The sequence below is a fragment of the Phytomonospora sp. NPDC050363 genome (assembly GCF_040655735.1).
Classification (GTDB): domain Bacteria; phylum Actinomycetota; class Actinomycetes; order Mycobacteriales; family Micromonosporaceae; genus Phytomonospora.
Map to the genome: position 1 here is coordinate 925,850 of NZ_JBFAKK010000001.1, position 15,262 is coordinate 941,111.

The window sequence follows — 15,262 nt, forward strand, 5'->3', positions numbered from 1 at the left end:
CGGTGCTGGAACCGGTCGCGGCGTAGAACTGGCGGCATGAGTCCATTTCGAACCGTGAGCGGCCCGGGCATCGTCGTGTCCGGGCTGCGCAAGAGGTATGGGGCCGCCGTGGCCCTCGACGGTATGTCCTTCGCCGTCCCGCCGGGTGTGGTGACCGGGTTCGTGGGCCCCAACGGGGCCGGGAAGTCGACCACGATGCGGGTGATCCTGGGCCTGGCCGCCGTCGAGGCGGGCACCGCCCTCGTCGACGGGGAGCCCTACCGCGGCCTCCGGCGCCCGCTGAGCCGCGTCGGTTCACTGCTCGACTCCTCGGCGGTGCATCCCGGCCGCAGCGCCCGCGACCACCTGCTCTGGCTGGCGCACTCGCAAGGCCTGACCGCCCGGCGGGTCGACCAGGTGATCGAGCGGGTCGGCCTCGCCCCGGCGGCGCGACGCAAGGCCGGCGGCTATTCCCTCGGCATGCTCCAGCGGCTCGGAATCGCCGCGGCCCTGCTGGGCGATCCGCCGATCGTCATGCTCGACGAGCCCTTCAACGGCATGGACCCCGAAGGCATCATCTGGATGCGCGGGTTCCTGCGCTCGCTGGCCGCGCAGGGCCGCGCGGTCCTGGTGTCCAGTCACCTGATGAGCGAGGTGCAGGGCACCGCCGACCATCTCGTCGTCGCCGGGCGCGGCAGGGCCATCGCCGACGCGCCCGTCGCCGACCTGATCGCGGCGGCCTCCAGTGGCCGGGTGGCGCTGCGGACCGCCGCCCCCGAGCACGCGATGAGGGTGCTCGCGCGGGCCGGTGCGTCCGTGGCGTCCACCGGCGGCGACACCGTCACCGTCGCGGGGCTGCCCGCCGAGAGGGTCGTGGCCCTGCTCGGTGAGCACGCCGTGCCGTTCTCGGAGGTGTCGGCGCACCGCGCCACCCTCGAAGACGTCTACCTCGAACTCACCCGCGACGCCGTCGAGTTCCGCGCCGCGACTCCCGAGGAGGCGCACCGGTGACCACCGTTCTCACGTCCGGCCGGCGCGCCGGGTTCGTGTCCCTGCTGCACGCCGAGTGGACCAAGTTCCGCACCGTCGCGGGGTGGGGGCTGGGCATGGCCGTGGGATCGCTGATGATCGTGCTGGTCGGCGTCCTCGCCGGTGTCAGCAGCGACCAGCAAGGCGCCCCGCCGGTTCCGGTCGGTCCCGGCGGTGCGCCGGTCGCCGACAGCTTCTACTTCGCCCACCGGCCGCTGACCGCCGATGGCGGCATCACCGTGTCGGTCACCGCGCTGGAGAGCAGCGTCCCCGCCGGGCCGGGCGACCTGCGGCCCGGCCAGGTCGCCTGGGCGAAGGCCGGACTGATCATCAAGGAGAGCACCCGCCCGGGCTCGCCGTACGCGGCGATCATGGTCACCGGCGGGCACGGCGTGCGGATGCAGTCCGGCTTCGTCGACGACATCGCCGGACCCGCCGGCACCGAGCCCGTCCACTGGCTGCGACTGCTTCGCTCCGGCGACACCGTCACCGGCTACTCCTCGGCCGACGGGACACAGTGGACCGAAGTGGGCACCGTGCGCGTCCGCGGGCTCGGTCCGCGACCGCGAGGCGGGCCGTTCGTCGCCTCCCCGCCCTCGGTGGACGGCATGGGCACCCGCAGCAGCGTTTCCACGGCCGTCTTCGGCGACCTGCGCGTCGAAGGGAGCTGGGCCGACGACGCCTGGACGGGCGAGCAGGTGGGCCCCGAATCCCCCACCTTCGCCGGCTACCCGCCGGGCACGTCGGGGTCGTCGACGGCGTCCGGCGGCGAGCTGACCATCACCGGCGCCGGCGACATCGCCCCGGCCGTGCGCGAGACCCTGGCGACCGGCGGGACCGTCAAGGACATCCTCACCGGTACCTTCGCCGCGCTCGTCGTGATGGTCGTCGTGGGGACGCTCTACATCACCACCGAGTACCGCAAGAACCTGATCCGGGTCACCCTGGCCGTTACTCCCGGACGCGGCCGGGTGCTGGTCGCCAAGGCGATCGTGGTGGGGTCGTGCGCATTCGTCGCCGGCCTCGCCGGTGCGCTCGCGGCGGTGCCGCTCGGCGAGCGCCTCGCCGAGGTCAACGGCGTCTACGTCTTCCCGGTGTCGTCGGCGACGGGACTGCGGGTGGCGTTGGGGACGGCCGCGCTGCTGGCTGCCGCGGCGGTCCTGGCGCTGTCGGTCGGCGCGATCCTGCGGCGCGGGGCGGGTGCGGTCACGGCGGTTCTCCTGGTGATCGTGCTGCCCTATCTGCTGATCGCCAACCCGTTCATGCCCGCGGGCGTGGCGGGATGGCTGGCGCGGGTGACCCCGGCGGCGGCCTTCGCGGTCCATCAGACGCTTGAGCCGTACGAGCAGGTGGCGAGCGTCTATACGCCCTACAACGGCTACTTCCCGCTGCCGGCGTGGGCGGGGCTCGCGGTGCTGGCGGGCTATGCCGCGGTGAGTCTGGCCGTGGCGGTCGTCCTGCTGCGCAGGAGGGAGGCGTGAGGCGGGCGGTGCACGCCGAGTGGACGAAGCTGCGGACGGTCGCCGGTCCGCGGTGGCTGCTGGCCGGCATGGTCGCGGTGACGGTCGCGTTGAGCGCCGCGGCGGCCTCGGTGTCGACGTGCGTCTCGCCCGGTTGCGGCGGTGACCCCGTCGAGCTCAGTCTCACCGGCGTCGACCTCGGCCAGGCGCTCGTGGCGATCCTGGCCGTGCTGGTCATCGGCGGCGAGTACGGGTCGGGCATTTTCGGCGTCACGCTCACGGCGGTGCCTCGGCGGCGCGTGGTCCTGGCCGCCAAGGCCGCCGTTGTCTCCGGTGTGGTGGCCGTGGCCGGGTCCGTGGCGGTTTTGGGCTCGCTGCTTGCCGGGCGGGTGGTTCTGCCCGGCGGTCAGCTGGTCTTGTGGCCGGTCGGCGGGCCGACGTTGCGCGCGGCGGCGGGGTCGGTCGTCTACCTGGTGCTGGTCGCACTGCTGGCTTTCGGTGTCGCCGCCGTCGTGCGCGACTCGGCGACCGGCGTCGGGATCGTGCTCGGGCTGCTCTACCTCGTGCCGATCATCGCGCAAGTGGTCGGTGATCCGGGCGTGCGGCGGGTGCTTCAGCAGGTCGCGCCGATGAGCGCCGGCCTGGCCGTCCAGGCCACCACCGGCCTCGACCAGCTGCCGATCGGTCCCTGGGCCGGTCTGGCCGTGACGGCGGCGTGGGCGGCGGCCGCGCTGCTGGCCGCCGCCGTGCGGGTGGGGGTGCGCGATGACTGAGGAAGCCGGGAGGCCGCTAAACCGATCCGGCGGCGGACCGCGCGAAGGATGCGCTTGAGGCCGGTCGGGGCCGCGGGCTTGACGGCAGCGGCCTTCGGGGCGGGCTTGGGCGCGGCGAGGGCCCGGCGGCGGGCTTCGATGGCCTCGACGACCTGGTCCTCGCGGTCGTCGAGGAGGTGCTGGGCGAGTTTTCGCCAGCGGGCCGGGGCCCATTCCAGGATCTGGGGCGTCGCCCACACGGCGAGGAGGTCGCGCGCGGCTTTGTAGGTGGTGATCTGGGCGTCGGGCGCCAGGTCGAGGTAGAGCCGCTCCATGCGGCTGAAGACGTCGATGCGCAGGTGCCGGTAGATGAGCCTGTCGCGCACCCGCCCGGGCTCGACGCGGGAGGCGATCAGCTCCATGACCTCGCCGACGACCTGGTAGACCTCCTCGGCGGTGGCGCCTCCGCGCTGGGTGACGCTGGTGCCGTCGGCGCGTTCGTTCCAGTAGTAGCACTCGTAGTCGGCCAGCACGGAGATCGCGGCGGCGTTGAGGTAGGCACCGACGACGAAGAGCTGGTCCTCGTGGGCGAGCATGCCCTCACCGAAGCGGAGCCGCGCGCGGTCGATCAGGGAGCGCCGGAACAGCTGGAGCGGGGCCAGCGACATCTGGTGGTAGATCCGGCAGTCCTGGTCGGCGAGGTCCATACGTGGGAGGGTCTCGGCGAACAGCTTCGCGGGGACCTTCCGGCCGCCGACTCCGACCATCTTTCCCAGCACGACGTCGGTGCCCTCGCGGTCGGCCATCGCGCACATGCGCTCCAGCGCCTCAAGGCCGAGCCAGTCGTCGGCGTCGAGGAAGAACACGTACTCGCCACCGGCCAGGCGAAGGCCGGTGTTGCGGGGCGCGCCGGGCCCACCGGAGTTGGCCTGATGGACGACGCGCAGACGCGGCTCCCGGGCGGCGAGGAGATCGAGGTCCTCGGCACTGCCGTCGTCGGACCCGTCGTCGACGACGATGATCTCGATCAGCTCGGCAGGCATCGTCTGGTCGAGGACCGACCGCAGGGTGCGCTGGAGCGTGGGGCGGCAGTTGTAGGCCGGTATGATCACACTGACTTTCGCGCCGGTCAACGGCATCCCCGTTTCTGTTCGGGCACGGTGCGGACCGGGCGTCACGGTGTGAGCGGTCGGCGGCCGCGGGGCAAGGACGAAGAATGATCATAACTGGGGACGATCCACTCGTCTCGTGACTCTTGTCATGCTCCACGGCGCGGTGACCGGCGCGGTCAGGCGTGGATGGAGTTGTAGCCCGCGACGAGCCACCGGCCGTCGTCGTCGGACGGTTCGTCCTCGGGCGCCGGTCCTGTTCCGTGCGCGGTCACATCACCCCACACCTCCTCGTCGGCCAGGACCCACACGTGTCCGTCGGACGGGAGCAGTGGTTCGGTGAGCGCCGGGATGGCGGCCTTCGGCCAGTCGACGGTGACGTCGATGTCGCCGGGTTGTTCGGAGGCGATCTCCTCGAACTCTGCGGCAAAAAAGTCCTCAAGCCACTCGCCGGGATCCTCGGTGTACTCGTCGCGGCGATCGGCGAACTCACCACCGGCCTCGGGCGCGCCACCGCGCGGCTCACCGTGTTCGTCGAAGGTGATCGCTTCGAGCCCGGCGACTTTCACCCGCAGCAGGGGGTAGAGGCTCGTCTCGACCGTGAGCCGCCCGCCCTGGTAGACCCTGAACAGGAGATCGTCTCCCTCCGCCGAGGCCCAGTTCCCCATCCGGACGTAGTCGACGGCGGCCCGCTGGATCGCCGCGAGGTCACAGCCGACCTCGATGTCCTCCCAGCCGCCGCCTCCCTGGTGGAAGGAACCCTCGAACACGTAGAAGCTGTACACGCCGCCACTCCCGCACGATCCCCAGCCGGCCCGGCCGGCCACCGCCGCCTGTCGAACACAGGCAGGACTAGGTTCTACCAAGGCCGTGAAACAGTCGTTCGAACGGCCCTCGCGCCGGGAATCCACTGTGGAACCCGAAAGCACGGCCTGTCGCACCAGGGCACGACCCTCGCCGACCATGATGAGTCTCGGCCTCCGGCCTGACAGACCCGGCGAGTTCGCCGGGCATCACGCGATCGCTCTTGCCCGTTCGCTCGGGCACTCCACGATCTGCGCCGGCACCGGCCACGTCGTATCGAGGGGCTCCGGTGGATCAGGCGTCAGTGCTCTGCGGCCAGGAACCGTTCGACAACCTGCTGGATGACCGGGGGTACATCGGCCAAGCCCGCAGCGATCAGGCGAAGCTCATCCCTGAGGTCGGGGAAGTCCTCCCAGGCCGCGGGGTCGCAGGTGATGACCGCCGACAGCAGCACACCCGGATACATGTCGCCTTCTGCCATCGGGTCCTCTCGCAACACCTCGACTGCCAGCGGCAGGAGGTGGCGCAGCCCGATGTCCTGTCGGATCAGCAAGCGCATGTCCTCGACGGTCAGCTCGCCAATCGGTTGTCGGCGAAGCGCATGCGCCGTTGCGACCAGGCGGGTCGTGTCGGCCGGAGGATCCGGCGAGCGATCACCCTCGAGGTCCTCAAGTGAGCGGTCACGGTTCACCGGGCTCAGGCCTCTGCATCGTCTTCCTCGGGTCCCCACCAGTAGAGGACACCGTTGTCGTAGTCACGGTCGGGATAGGCGACGACGACCGCAGTAAGCCCTGAGCTTCGGCCAGCGGCGCAAGCGCCCGTCGTGCCCCGGCTAGGAAGTCCCCGAACGCACCCACTCCGGCAACTTAGCCTGTTCCTGGCACCGCCCTTGGTGCGCCCTCGCCGCCCGGCAAGCAACATGCCGAGCTGTATCACGCAGGCTCCCTGCCTATAGGTCTTCCCTCGCGGCCATCACCGGGGTAAGGTCCGAAGCCATGATCACCCCTAAGCGTTGGCGCATCGCCGTAGGCGGAATCCACATCGAGTCCTCGACCTTCTCACCGCACCGCGCGGGCCACGACGACTTCACCGTCACCCGCGGCGCCGAACTGCTCGCCCGCTACTCGGCCCTCGCCGAGCACGTCGAATGGGTCCCCCTCGTGCACGCGCGAGCGCTTCCCGGCGGCGCGGTCACGGCCGACTTCTTCCGTGAGACCACCGCCGAGCTCATCGACGGTCTCACCGCCGCCCATGCCGAGGCCCCCCTGGACGGCGTCTACCTCGACATCCACGGCGCCATGAGCGTCGAGAACGTCCCCGACGCCGAAGGCCACCTCGCCAAAGCCGTCCGCGACGTCATCGGCGCCGGCGTGCTGGTCTCAGCCTCGATGGACCCCCACGGCAACGTCTCACGCCGGCTCGTCGACAACGTCGACCTGCTCACCTCCCACCGCATGTCGCCGCACGAGGACTCGCCGCTGACCATCCAGCGCGCCCAGGACAAACTCGTCGCCTGCCTCGACGACGGCGTCCGCCCGCAGCGCGCGTGGGTCACCGTCCCCGTCCTGCTCCCCGGCGAGAAGGCCTGCACCCGCGACGAACCCGCCAAGGGCCTCTACGGCCGCCTTCCGGCCATCGAAGCCCTCGACGGCGTCATCGACGCCGCCATCTGGATCGGGTACGCCTGGGCCGACGAACCCCGCTGCCGCGCCGCCGTGGTCGTCTCCGGCACCGACACCGACCTCATCGCCGCCAAGGCCGAAGAACTCGCCGCCGCGTGGTGGGCCGCCCGCGGCGACTTCGCCTTCTCCACCACCTCCGCCGACGCCGACAGCGCCATCAGCGCCGCCCTCGCCGCCAACGAACGCCCCTTCTTCATCTCCGACTCCGGCGACAACCCCACCGCCGGCGGCTCCGGCGACGTCCCCCACACCCTCACCCGCCTGCTCGCCCACCCCGCGCTCGCCTCGGGCGAGGCCACCGCCGTGTGGGCCTCCTGCGTGGCCCCGGCCGCCGTGGCGACCTGCGTCGAGGCCGGCCTCGGCGCCCGCGTCGACGTCCGCGTCGGCGGCGAGCTCGGCTACGACGGCGGGGCGAGCGTGGCCCTGTCGGGCGAGGTCACCTCGATCCTGCGCGACGACCCGACCGGCGGTGACATCGTCGTGGTCACCAGCGGCGGGGTGCACGCCGTGCTCACCGCGCGCCGCAAGCCCTACCACTACATCTCCGACTTCACCGCGCTCGGCCTCGACCCCTCGGGCGTCGACGTGACCGTCGTCAAGATCGGCTACCTGGTGCCCGACCTGTTCGACGCGGCGAAGGGCTGGATCCTCGGCCTGACGCCCGGCGGTGTCGACCAGGACATCGTGCGCCTGGGTCACGTGGGCGTGGAGCGCCCGATCTTCCCGCTCGACGAGACCATGACCGACCCCGACTTCACGCCGGTGGTGCTGTCGTCATGAACGGTGAGCGGCTCGCCGGGGGCGGCGTCAACGAGGTGGTGCGCATCGGCGCGACCGTGCGCCGTCCCGCCGGGCCGCACACGCCTGCGGTGCACGCCCTCCTCGGCCACCTGGCCGGGAAGGGCTACCCGGGTGCGCCACGGGCGCACGGGTTCGACGACGAGGGCCGCGAGATCCTCGACTTCATGCCCGGGGAAGTCGCCCATTACCCCCTGCCCGGCTACGTCGTCGCCGATGCGGGCCTGACCGCGGCCGCGCGGCTCATCCGGGATCTGCACGACGCCACCGAAGGGTTCAGCACTGCGCCCGGAGCGGTGTGGATGCTCCCTCCGCGCGAACCGGCCGAGGTCATCTGCCACGGCGACCTCGCGCCCTACAACTGCGTCTACGTCGCCGAGCGGCCGGTGGCGTTCATCGACTTCGACACCGCCCACCCCGGGCCGCGCGTGTGGGACTTCGCCTACGCCGCCTACCGGTTCGTGCCCCTGACCGACCCCGGCGGGCCCGAGGGAAGCGCCGAAACCGGCGAGCAGGCCCGCAGGCTGCGGGTCTTCGCCGACGCCTACGGCCTGTCCGCCGGTGACCGCGAGGTCCTCGCCGCGGCGGTCGTGGCGCGGCTGGAGACCATGGTGGCGTTCATGCGCGGGCGCGCCGCCGACGGTGACGCCGCCTTCGCCTCGCACATCGAGCAAGGCCACGACCGGCTCTACCTCGGCGACATCGACTACATCGGCGCGGTCGCCCCGGTCCTCACCGCTGCGCTGCTCGCCCCGGACAAGCCTTAGCGCAGCGGCTTGGCCTCGGGCAGCGTCAGGCGGTCCACCGCCGCGCGGCGCTGCCGCTCCGGGCGCCGGTCGTAGCGGGCGGTCGTGGCCGGTGAGGCGTGCCCGACCAGGCCCTGCGCGGTGGCCAGGTCGACACCGGCGTCGAGGAGCTCGCCGATGAAGGTGCGGCGGAAGTCGTGCGGGCTGCGCGCGGGCGCCTCGGCCTGCGCGAGGCGGCGGGTGAGGATGTCGGCGACGGCCTGACCCGACATCGCCGCGACGGCGCCATCGCGCAGACGCAGCTTCCCGCCTTTGCTGATCGGCCCGAACAAGGCGCCGGGGGCCTTCCCCCGAACGGCGAGCCACGCTTCGAGGCGTGCCACGGCCTGCGAGGTCAGGTAGACCAGGCGCTGTTTGTTGCGCTTGCCGGTGACCTGGAAGGAGCGGCCGGCGCCGTCGTAGTCGCCCAGGGCGAGCGCGGCGAGTTCCGCGCGGCGGCATCCGGTCGAGTAGAGGACGGCCAGGATCGCGGCGTCGCGGCGCCCCGCGGGCGACTCGTCGGCGTCGCAGACGGCCAGGGCGGCGCCGAGCACTTCGCCGGGGACGTGCTGCCCGTGAGGGAGGCGGTGCTGTTCGACGGTGGGCAGGTCGGCGGCGCGCTGGTAGTCCTCGGCGGTCATCAGGCCCAGTCGCCAGGCTTCCTTGAGGACGCGGCGCAGGGCGACGAGGTGCTTGTTGACGTAGGCGGCGGCCCAGCCCTGTTCGCACAGGATGGTGCGGATGCGGGTGGTGTGCTCGTAGCGCAGCAGGTGCCAGGGCTGTCCGGCGCCGGTGTCCTCGTCCTGGCCGGTCATCAGCCGTGCTACGCGGTCGAGGCAGCCGCGCATCGAGCGGCGCGACTCGGCGCTGTCGAGGCTGTCCAGATAGGTCGTATAGGGGTCGGCGCCGACCGCCGCGTCACGCTGCCGGGGTAGCTCCATCATGGACGACACGCGCCCAAGCCTAGGCCAGCGGCTGCCTGGCGTGCTCGGACACACGGGTCCGGCTGTCGCCGACGCGGCCCGCCGGGCCGTGCGGCTCTGACAGGATCGGGTGATGGCAGATTCGCAGGCGTCGCGTGATCCCGAACTCGCCGAGCGGGCCGGTGCGGTGTTCGACATGGCCCGCACCGGCGACACCGCGCGGCTGGCGGCCTACGTCGACTCCGGGGTCTCGGCCGATCTCGCCGACGGGAAGGGCGACACGCTGCTGATGCTGGCGGCCTATCACGGTCACGTTTCGGCGGTGCGGATGCTCCTGGAGCACGGCGCCGATCCCAATGTCCTCAACGGGCGCGGGCAGAGCCCGCTGGCGGGGGCGGTGTTCAAGGCCGAGGCCGAGGTGGTGCGGACTCTCCTCGACGGGGGCGCCGATCCCGAGATCGGGGTCCCTTCGGCCACCGAGACGGCGCGGATGTTCGAGCAGGCGAAGTTCCTCGCCTGGTTTCGGCCCTCATCCTGACAGGCGGCGGGTGCCTGCGTCACGGGCACTTCCTCGGGTGGGGCCCGGTGGTCGGGAGTGTCTACCGTAGGGGACATGACTGACCTACCCCCGCCGGTGATCCCGGATTCAGGGCCGCGCAGGCGGCTGCCTTCCGGGACGTTGTCGGGGATCGTGGGCCTGCTGGCGGCCACAGCCCTGCTGTGGGTCCTCGAAGGCGTCGACTACGTCCTGCCCGGCGACATGGACTCTCTCGGCATCGTCCCGCGCGACGTCGACGGACTCCCCGGGATCGCGCTGGCACCGTTCCTGCACGCCGGCTTCGACCACCTGGCCGCCAACACGGTGCCGCTGCTGGTGCTGGGTTTCCTGGCGGCCCTGCGCGGGCCCGGCCGTTTCGTGCTCGCCACGGTCATCATCGTGCTGGTCAGCGGGATCGGCGTGTGGCTGACGAGCCCGCCGTTGACGGTGACGGTCGGCGCCAGCGGCGTGGTGTTCGGGTACTTCGGCTACGTCCTCGGGCGCGGGTTGTTCGACCGGCGCCTGCTCGACATCGCCGTGGCGGCGGTGGTGCTGTTCGTGTACGGGTCGATCGTGTGGGGAGTGCTGCCCGGCCAGGCCGGCATCTCCTGGCAGGCGCACCTGTTCGGGCTGGTCGGCGGGGTCCTGGCGGCGTGGGTGCTGCGCGGGCCGCGCAAGGCGCCCGTCAACATGAGCTGACCGGCGTTCAGCCGCCGTGCCAGGAGCGCCACAGCGCGGCGTAGGTACCGCCGGCGGCGGCGAGCTCGTCGTGGCTGCCCAGCTCGGTGACCACCCCGTTCTCCATGACCGCGACACGGTCGGCGTCGTGGGCGGTGTGGAGCCGGTGGGCGATGGCGATGACGGTGCGGCCTTCGAGGACGGCGGCCAGGGACCGTTCGGCGTCGCGGGCCGCTCGCGGGTCGAGCATCGAGGTCGCCTCGTCGAGGATGAGGGTGTGCGGGTCGGCGAGGACGAGCCGCGCGAGGGCCAGCTGCTGCGACTGGGACGCGTCGGGCCGCATGCCACCGGCGCCGAGCATCGTGTCGAGACCGCCGGGAAGCGCCTCGGCCCAGGTCGCGCCCACGGCTTCGAGCGCGTCGAACATGCGACGGTCGTCGGCGTCGGGGGCGGCCAGGGCGAGGTTGTCGCGGAGGGTCCCGAGGAAGACGTGGTGCTCCTGGGTGACCAGGGCGACGCGCCTGCGCAGCTCGGCGGGGTCGAGGTCGGTGACGTCGACGCCGCCGATGGTGACGCGGCCGGTGCCGGGCGCGTCGATGCCGGCCAGTAGCCGCCCGAGAGTGGACTTGCCCGCGCCCGAGGGACCCACGATGGCCAGGCGCTCGCCGGGACGGACCGACAAGGTCACCCCGCGCAGGACGTCGTGGCCGGGAAGGTAGGCGTAGCCGACGTCGGTGATGTCGAGCCGGTCACCGTCGGGGGTGCGGCCGGAGGGAGCCGGGGCCGCGGGTGCCTTGCCGACGCCTTCGATGCGCGCGAAGGCCGCGCTGCCGCTTTGCAGGTTCTCGATCCAGATCAGGATCGTGTTGATCGGGTCGACCAGCTGCCACAGATAGAGGGTGGCCGCCGCGACGGTGCCGAGGGTGACCTGGTCGTTGAGGTAGAAGGCGCCGCCCACCAGCAGGGTCGCGGCCACGGGGAGAGTGTGGGCGATGTCGATGCTGGGGAACAGGACGCTGCGCAAGGCCAGGGTGCGCACGCGAGTGGCGAAAGCGGCGCCGATGTGGGCGTCGTTGCCGCCGATGCGGTCGGCGCGCATGCGCAGCACCTCGACGGTGCGGGCACCTTCGGCGGTTGCGGCGAGATCTTCGGCCAGTTCGGTGTTGGCGGCGCCTTCGGCGAGGTAGGCGTCGCGGGCGCGGCGCAGGTACCAGCGCGTGACCAGGGCCAACGCGGGCATGGAGATCAGCGCGCACAGCCCCAGCACGGGGTCGAGGAAGAAGATCGCGCCGATCATGAAGGTCATCTGGACGAAGCCGAGGAAGATCTCGGGCAGGGCGTCGCGTGCGCTGTTGCCGACGGTGGCCACATCCGACGACGCGCGGGTCATCAGGTCGCCGGTACCGGCGTGCTCGACGGTGGACATCGGCAGGTCGAGGGCGCTGTCGAGGAAGCGTTCACGCAGGCGGGCCAGGGCCCGCTCGCCGAAGCGGTGCCCGGCGTAGCGGGCGAAGCGGGTGAGCAGGACCTGGGCGAGGACGAAGGCGCAGGCGGTGGCGGCCAGGGCGTCGACGGTCGTGGTGGTGGTGCCGGACTCGACCTGGTCGATGATGCGGCCGACGATCCAGGGCCCGGCCAGTCCGGCGGCGGCCGAGGCGCAGTAGAGCACCAGGACGGTGATCATGGCGCGGCGGTCGTCGGTCAGCAGCCGCCAGGTGGCGCTGCGGACGTCGCGGCGGTCGGCGACGGGAAGGCGTGCGGTGGTCATCGGCTCGCCTCGGCGGGCTGGTCGTCGCCGGTGCGCCGGTCGACGAGGGCGTGATAGGCGGGGGCGGTGCGCAGGAGCGTCTCGTGGTCGCCGGTGTCGGCGGTGCCGTCGTGGAGGTGGGCGACGAGGTCGGCGGCGGCCAGGAACAGCGGGGAGGTGCTGACCACGATGGTCGTCAGCCCGGCGCGGGTGTCGCGCAGGCGGTCGGCGATGACCGACTCGGTGTGGCTGTCGACGGCGGAGGTGGGCTCGATGAGGATGAGCACGTCGGCGCGGGTGAGGACGGCCCTGGCCAGGCGCAGGCGCTGCCGCTGACCGCCGGAGAGGGTGCGGACCTGGTTGCCGACGTGCGTGTCGAGGCCGTCGGGAAGCGCTTCGACGACGTCGTCGGCAACGGCGGTGTGCACGGCCTCGGCGACGCTCTCCTCATCGTGGTCGCCTGGTGGGGTGAGGGTGTCGCGCACCGATCCGGCGAACAGGTAGGCGTCGTTGTCGGCGACGACGACGCGGCGGCGCAGCTCGTCGAGCGGCATCGAGGCCAGCGGCGCGCCGCCCCAGGTGGCCTCGGAGTCGGTGAGGCGGGCGAGGCGGTCGGCCAGCGCGAGCGCCTCGGCGGGTTCGGCGGCGGCGATGACGGTGAGGACGCCGGCGGGGACGGTCAGGCCGGTGGCGGGGTCGTGAAGGTCGGCGGGCCCGGTCGGCGCGGGTGTGGACGCTGGGGCCTCGGTGACGTCGGGTTCGATGTCGAGGATGTTGGTGACGCGCCGGGCGGCGACCAGGCCGCGGGTGAAGTCGTAGGCGGTCTCGATGAAGAAGTAGACCGGCGTGGTGAGCATGGCGACGTATCCGTAGACGGCGACGAGCTCGCCGACGGTGATGTCGCCGGCCGCGGCGGTGCGGGCGCCGAGCCAGATGACGGCGGCCAGGAAGAGGGCGGGGGCACCCACGGCACAGGCCTGGATCCAGCTGGCGACGGCGCCGACGCGGTAGCCCTCGTCGCGCAGGGCGGCCGAGCGCTGCCGGTAGCGGGTGGAGAAGAGTTCCTTGCCGCCGATGCCGCCGAGGACGCGCAGGCCGGACACGACGTCGCCGGCCAGGGCGGTGAGGATGCCCTGCTGTTCGCGGTACTCGGTCTCGACGCGCTGGAGGCGGCGCAGGAGCGGGCTGACGAGCAGGACCATGGCGGGGACGCCGATGAGGACGATCGCGGCGAGCAGCCCCGAGACGTTGAGGAGCAGGACCGCAACCACGACGTAGGCGATGATCGAGCCGACCCCGGGTCCGACGAAGGTGAGGACCTGGGCGATGCGGTTGACGTCGGTGGAGCCGACGGCGATGACCTCGCCGGTGGACATGCGGCGGGGGAGTGCGGCGCCGAGGCGGGTGGCGTGGCGGACGACGACCTGGACGGTGCGGAAGGACGCGTCGAGGCGGATGAAGGTCATCGTGCGGTGGCGCATCATGCCGAGCAGGGCGTTGGCGGCGCCGACGGCGACGATGGCGGCGGTCCACCACAGCAGGGCGGTGGTGTCGCGGGCGCGCAGGCCGTCGTCGATGGCGCGGGAGGTCAGATAGGGCGGGAGGGTGAGGCCGACCATCCAGACGGTGCCGAAGAAGGAGCCGCGCAGGACGCGCAGGGGCTGTCGGACGACGAGCCACCAGAGGTAGCGGCCGGGTCCGCGGGCGTCGGGGGTCCCCGGGTCGGCGAGGGGCATGATCGGCATGATGCGAGCGACGCTACCTGAACGTCTTTCGTGATCTTCGCCCCGGCGTCGCGACGCCGGGGACGTGACGCGGGCGTCACTCCCACGTGGCCGTTTCGGGGTCGACGCCGTGGGCGGCGGCGTTGGCGAACACCACGTCGCGCAGCCACGGCGCCAGGCCGGCGGCGACCTTGTCGTAGTTCGCCGCGAAGCCGGGGTCCTCGACGAACATCCGGCCGAGGCACGCCTGCATCGCGTGGGTGCAGTCGAAGTACGTCGACATCATCGCGCGGTGCCGTTCGGCGAGGGCGTTCGCCTCCGCCGAACCCGGCGCGACGCCCGAACGCATCGCCGCGGCGAGGTCGGCGTTCAGCGCGTCGGTCTGGGCGGCGACCTTCTCCCAGTCCGCGGGCGACAGCTCGGCGGCCCGCTGCGAGTACTGCGCCCACTGGGCCGTGCGCCCCCAGCGCTGCTCGGCCTCGTCCACCCACTCCGGCCGCCAGTCGTCGCCGAAGATCTCGACCTGCTGCCGAGGACTCAGCCGCATTCCCGTCGTCGACGCCTCCAGCATCCGGTCGACCGCGCCGACCATCCGGCGCAGGCGCTCGATCCGCTCGACGAGCTCGCCGCGCTGCCTGCGCAGGTGAGCGCCTGCGTCGGTGGCGGGGTCGTCGAGGATCCGGGTGATCTGGGCCAGCGGGAACCCCAGCTCCCGGTAGACCAGTACCCGGTGGACGCGGGCCACGTCGTCGCCGGAGTAGACGCGGTGTCCGGCCCAGGTGCGGCCGCTGGGCCGCACGAGTCCCACGGCGTCCCAGTGATGCAGCGTGCGGACGCTCACACCGACCAGCTTCGCGGCCCGGCCGACGGTGAGGCCGTCGGTGTCGTCGGGGTCCGGCGTGGAGCGGTCGGCGTCGCTGGTCATCACACCAGTGTCGCCGACCGGAGTGACTCCCAGCGGAGACACCCGCGATGCGACTTCCCGGGGGTGCGGCCGGACCCGGGAGTGTCGTATCGTGGACGAGTTCCTGTGCCGGTGGCAGTGACCGGCTCTTGTTCCGTCTGCGTCGATGTCGAGGTGACGTCCTATCTCCCAGGCCGGGTAGTCGTCCGTGTTCCCCGCGTGCTGAGTTGTCGCACGTGTCCGGGGGCGGACGTCGCGTTGGCCTGAGTTGCCTCACCTTTCGTAGCTTTCCCGGGTGCGGCTCTGTCGTCTGCCCCGGGTTTGCCGTGTTCTGCGGCCCCGATGCGACT

Annotated in this window: 13 protein-coding genes and 1 pseudogene; 7 read left to right on the plus strand and 7 right to left on the minus strand. The window is 72.3% G+C overall.

The annotated features are described in order from the left end of the window. The first annotated feature begins 36 nt into the window (after nucleotides 1-36). Genes AB0I28_RS04125 through AB0I28_RS04135 form a run of 3 tightly spaced genes read left to right on the plus strand, consistent with a single transcriptional unit; the run spans nucleotide 37 to nucleotide 3,241 of the window. Nucleotides 37-990, plus strand: a complete 954-nt coding sequence (locus AB0I28_RS04125; protein WP_357489202.1) for an ATP-binding cassette domain-containing protein — start codon at nucleotides 37-39, stop codon at nucleotides 988-990. Next, the gene (locus AB0I28_RS04130) at nucleotides 987-2,489 is read left to right on the plus strand and encodes an ABC transporter permease subunit (protein ID WP_357489203.1); all 1,503 of its coding nucleotides are present in this window, start codon (nucleotides 987-989) and stop codon (nucleotides 2,487-2,489) included. The genes AB0I28_RS04125 and AB0I28_RS04130 overlap by 4 nt, the downstream gene beginning before the upstream one ends. Beyond that, nucleotides 2,486-3,241, plus strand: coding sequence for an ABC transporter permease (locus AB0I28_RS04135; RefSeq protein WP_357489204.1), 756 nt, complete (start codon nucleotides 2,486-2,488; stop codon nucleotides 3,239-3,241). Before AB0I28_RS04130 ends, AB0I28_RS04135 begins: the two co-directional genes overlap by 4 nt. A 764-nt stretch (nucleotides 3,242-4,005) precedes the next feature. On the opposite strand, the pseudogene AB0I28_RS04140 reads toward AB0I28_RS04135, so the two are convergent. From AB0I28_RS04140 to AB0I28_RS04150, 3 genes and pseudogenes are all read right to left on the minus strand, one after another. Further along, nucleotides 4,006-4,359 (minus strand): annotated as a pseudogene (locus AB0I28_RS04140) (glycosyltransferase family 2 protein); the annotation flags it as partial. A 149-nt stretch (nucleotides 4,360-4,508) separates the two neighbouring features. Further along, nucleotides 4,509-5,114: a hypothetical protein gene (locus AB0I28_RS04145; RefSeq protein WP_357489205.1), complete on the minus strand. Its 606-nt coding sequence runs from the start codon at nucleotides 5,112-5,114 to the stop codon at nucleotides 4,509-4,511. A 320-nt stretch (nucleotides 5,115-5,434) separates the two neighbouring features. Further along, the gene (locus AB0I28_RS04150; RefSeq protein WP_357489206.1) at nucleotides 5,435-5,824 is read right to left on the minus strand and encodes a contact-dependent growth inhibition system immunity protein; all 390 of its coding nucleotides are present in this window, start codon (nucleotides 5,822-5,824) and stop codon (nucleotides 5,435-5,437) included. 304 nt (nucleotides 5,825-6,128) lie between these two features. Here AB0I28_RS04150 and AB0I28_RS04155 point away from each other — a divergent pair, with 304 nt between their 5' ends. Together AB0I28_RS04155 and AB0I28_RS04160 are read left to right on the plus strand one after the other, a co-directional pair. Next, nucleotides 6,129-7,595 (plus strand): M81 family metallopeptidase, encoded by a 1,467-nt coding sequence (locus AB0I28_RS04155; RefSeq protein ID WP_357489207.1) that lies wholly within the window; start codon nucleotides 6,129-6,131, stop codon nucleotides 7,593-7,595. After that, nucleotides 7,592-8,380, plus strand: a complete 789-nt coding sequence (locus AB0I28_RS04160; RefSeq protein WP_357489208.1) for an aminoglycoside phosphotransferase family protein — start codon at nucleotides 7,592-7,594, stop codon at nucleotides 8,378-8,380. The genes AB0I28_RS04155 and AB0I28_RS04160 overlap by 4 nt, the downstream gene beginning before the upstream one ends. On the opposite strand, the gene AB0I28_RS04165 is transcribed toward AB0I28_RS04160, so the two are convergent. After that, nucleotides 8,377-9,342, minus strand: a complete 966-nt coding sequence (locus AB0I28_RS04165; RefSeq protein ID WP_357489316.1) for a tyrosine-type recombinase/integrase — start codon at nucleotides 9,340-9,342, stop codon at nucleotides 8,377-8,379. The two genes, AB0I28_RS04160 and AB0I28_RS04165, sit on opposite strands and share 4 nt — an antisense overlap. A gap of 112 nt (nucleotides 9,343-9,454) precedes the next feature. On the opposite strand from AB0I28_RS04165, the gene AB0I28_RS04170 reads away from it, so the two are divergent. Beyond that, nucleotides 9,455-9,859 (plus strand): ankyrin repeat domain-containing protein, encoded by a 405-nt coding sequence (locus AB0I28_RS04170; RefSeq protein WP_357489209.1) that lies wholly within the window; start codon nucleotides 9,455-9,457, stop codon nucleotides 9,857-9,859. A gap of 75 nt (nucleotides 9,860-9,934) precedes the next feature. Then, nucleotides 9,935-10,558, plus strand: a complete 624-nt coding sequence (locus tag AB0I28_RS04175; protein WP_357489210.1) for a rhomboid family intramembrane serine protease — start codon at nucleotides 9,935-9,937, stop codon at nucleotides 10,556-10,558. Between the two features lie 7 nt (nucleotides 10,559-10,565). On the opposite strand, the gene AB0I28_RS04180 is transcribed toward AB0I28_RS04175, so the two are convergent. The 3 genes from AB0I28_RS04180 to AB0I28_RS04190 form a co-directional block, all read right to left on the minus strand. Then, nucleotides 10,566-12,305, minus strand: a complete 1,740-nt coding sequence (locus tag AB0I28_RS04180) for an ABC transporter ATP-binding protein (RefSeq protein WP_357489211.1) — start codon at nucleotides 12,303-12,305, stop codon at nucleotides 10,566-10,568. After that, nucleotides 12,302-14,029, minus strand: coding sequence for an ABC transporter ATP-binding protein (locus tag AB0I28_RS04185; RefSeq protein WP_357489212.1), 1,728 nt, complete (start codon nucleotides 14,027-14,029; stop codon nucleotides 12,302-12,304). Before AB0I28_RS04185 ends, AB0I28_RS04180 begins: the two co-directional genes overlap by 4 nt. A 76-nt stretch (nucleotides 14,030-14,105) precedes the next feature. Further along, nucleotides 14,106-14,933: a MerR family transcriptional regulator gene (locus tag AB0I28_RS04190; protein WP_357489213.1), complete on the minus strand. Its 828-nt coding sequence runs from the start codon at nucleotides 14,931-14,933 to the stop codon at nucleotides 14,106-14,108. Nucleotides 14,934-15,262: the final 329 nt, after the last annotated feature.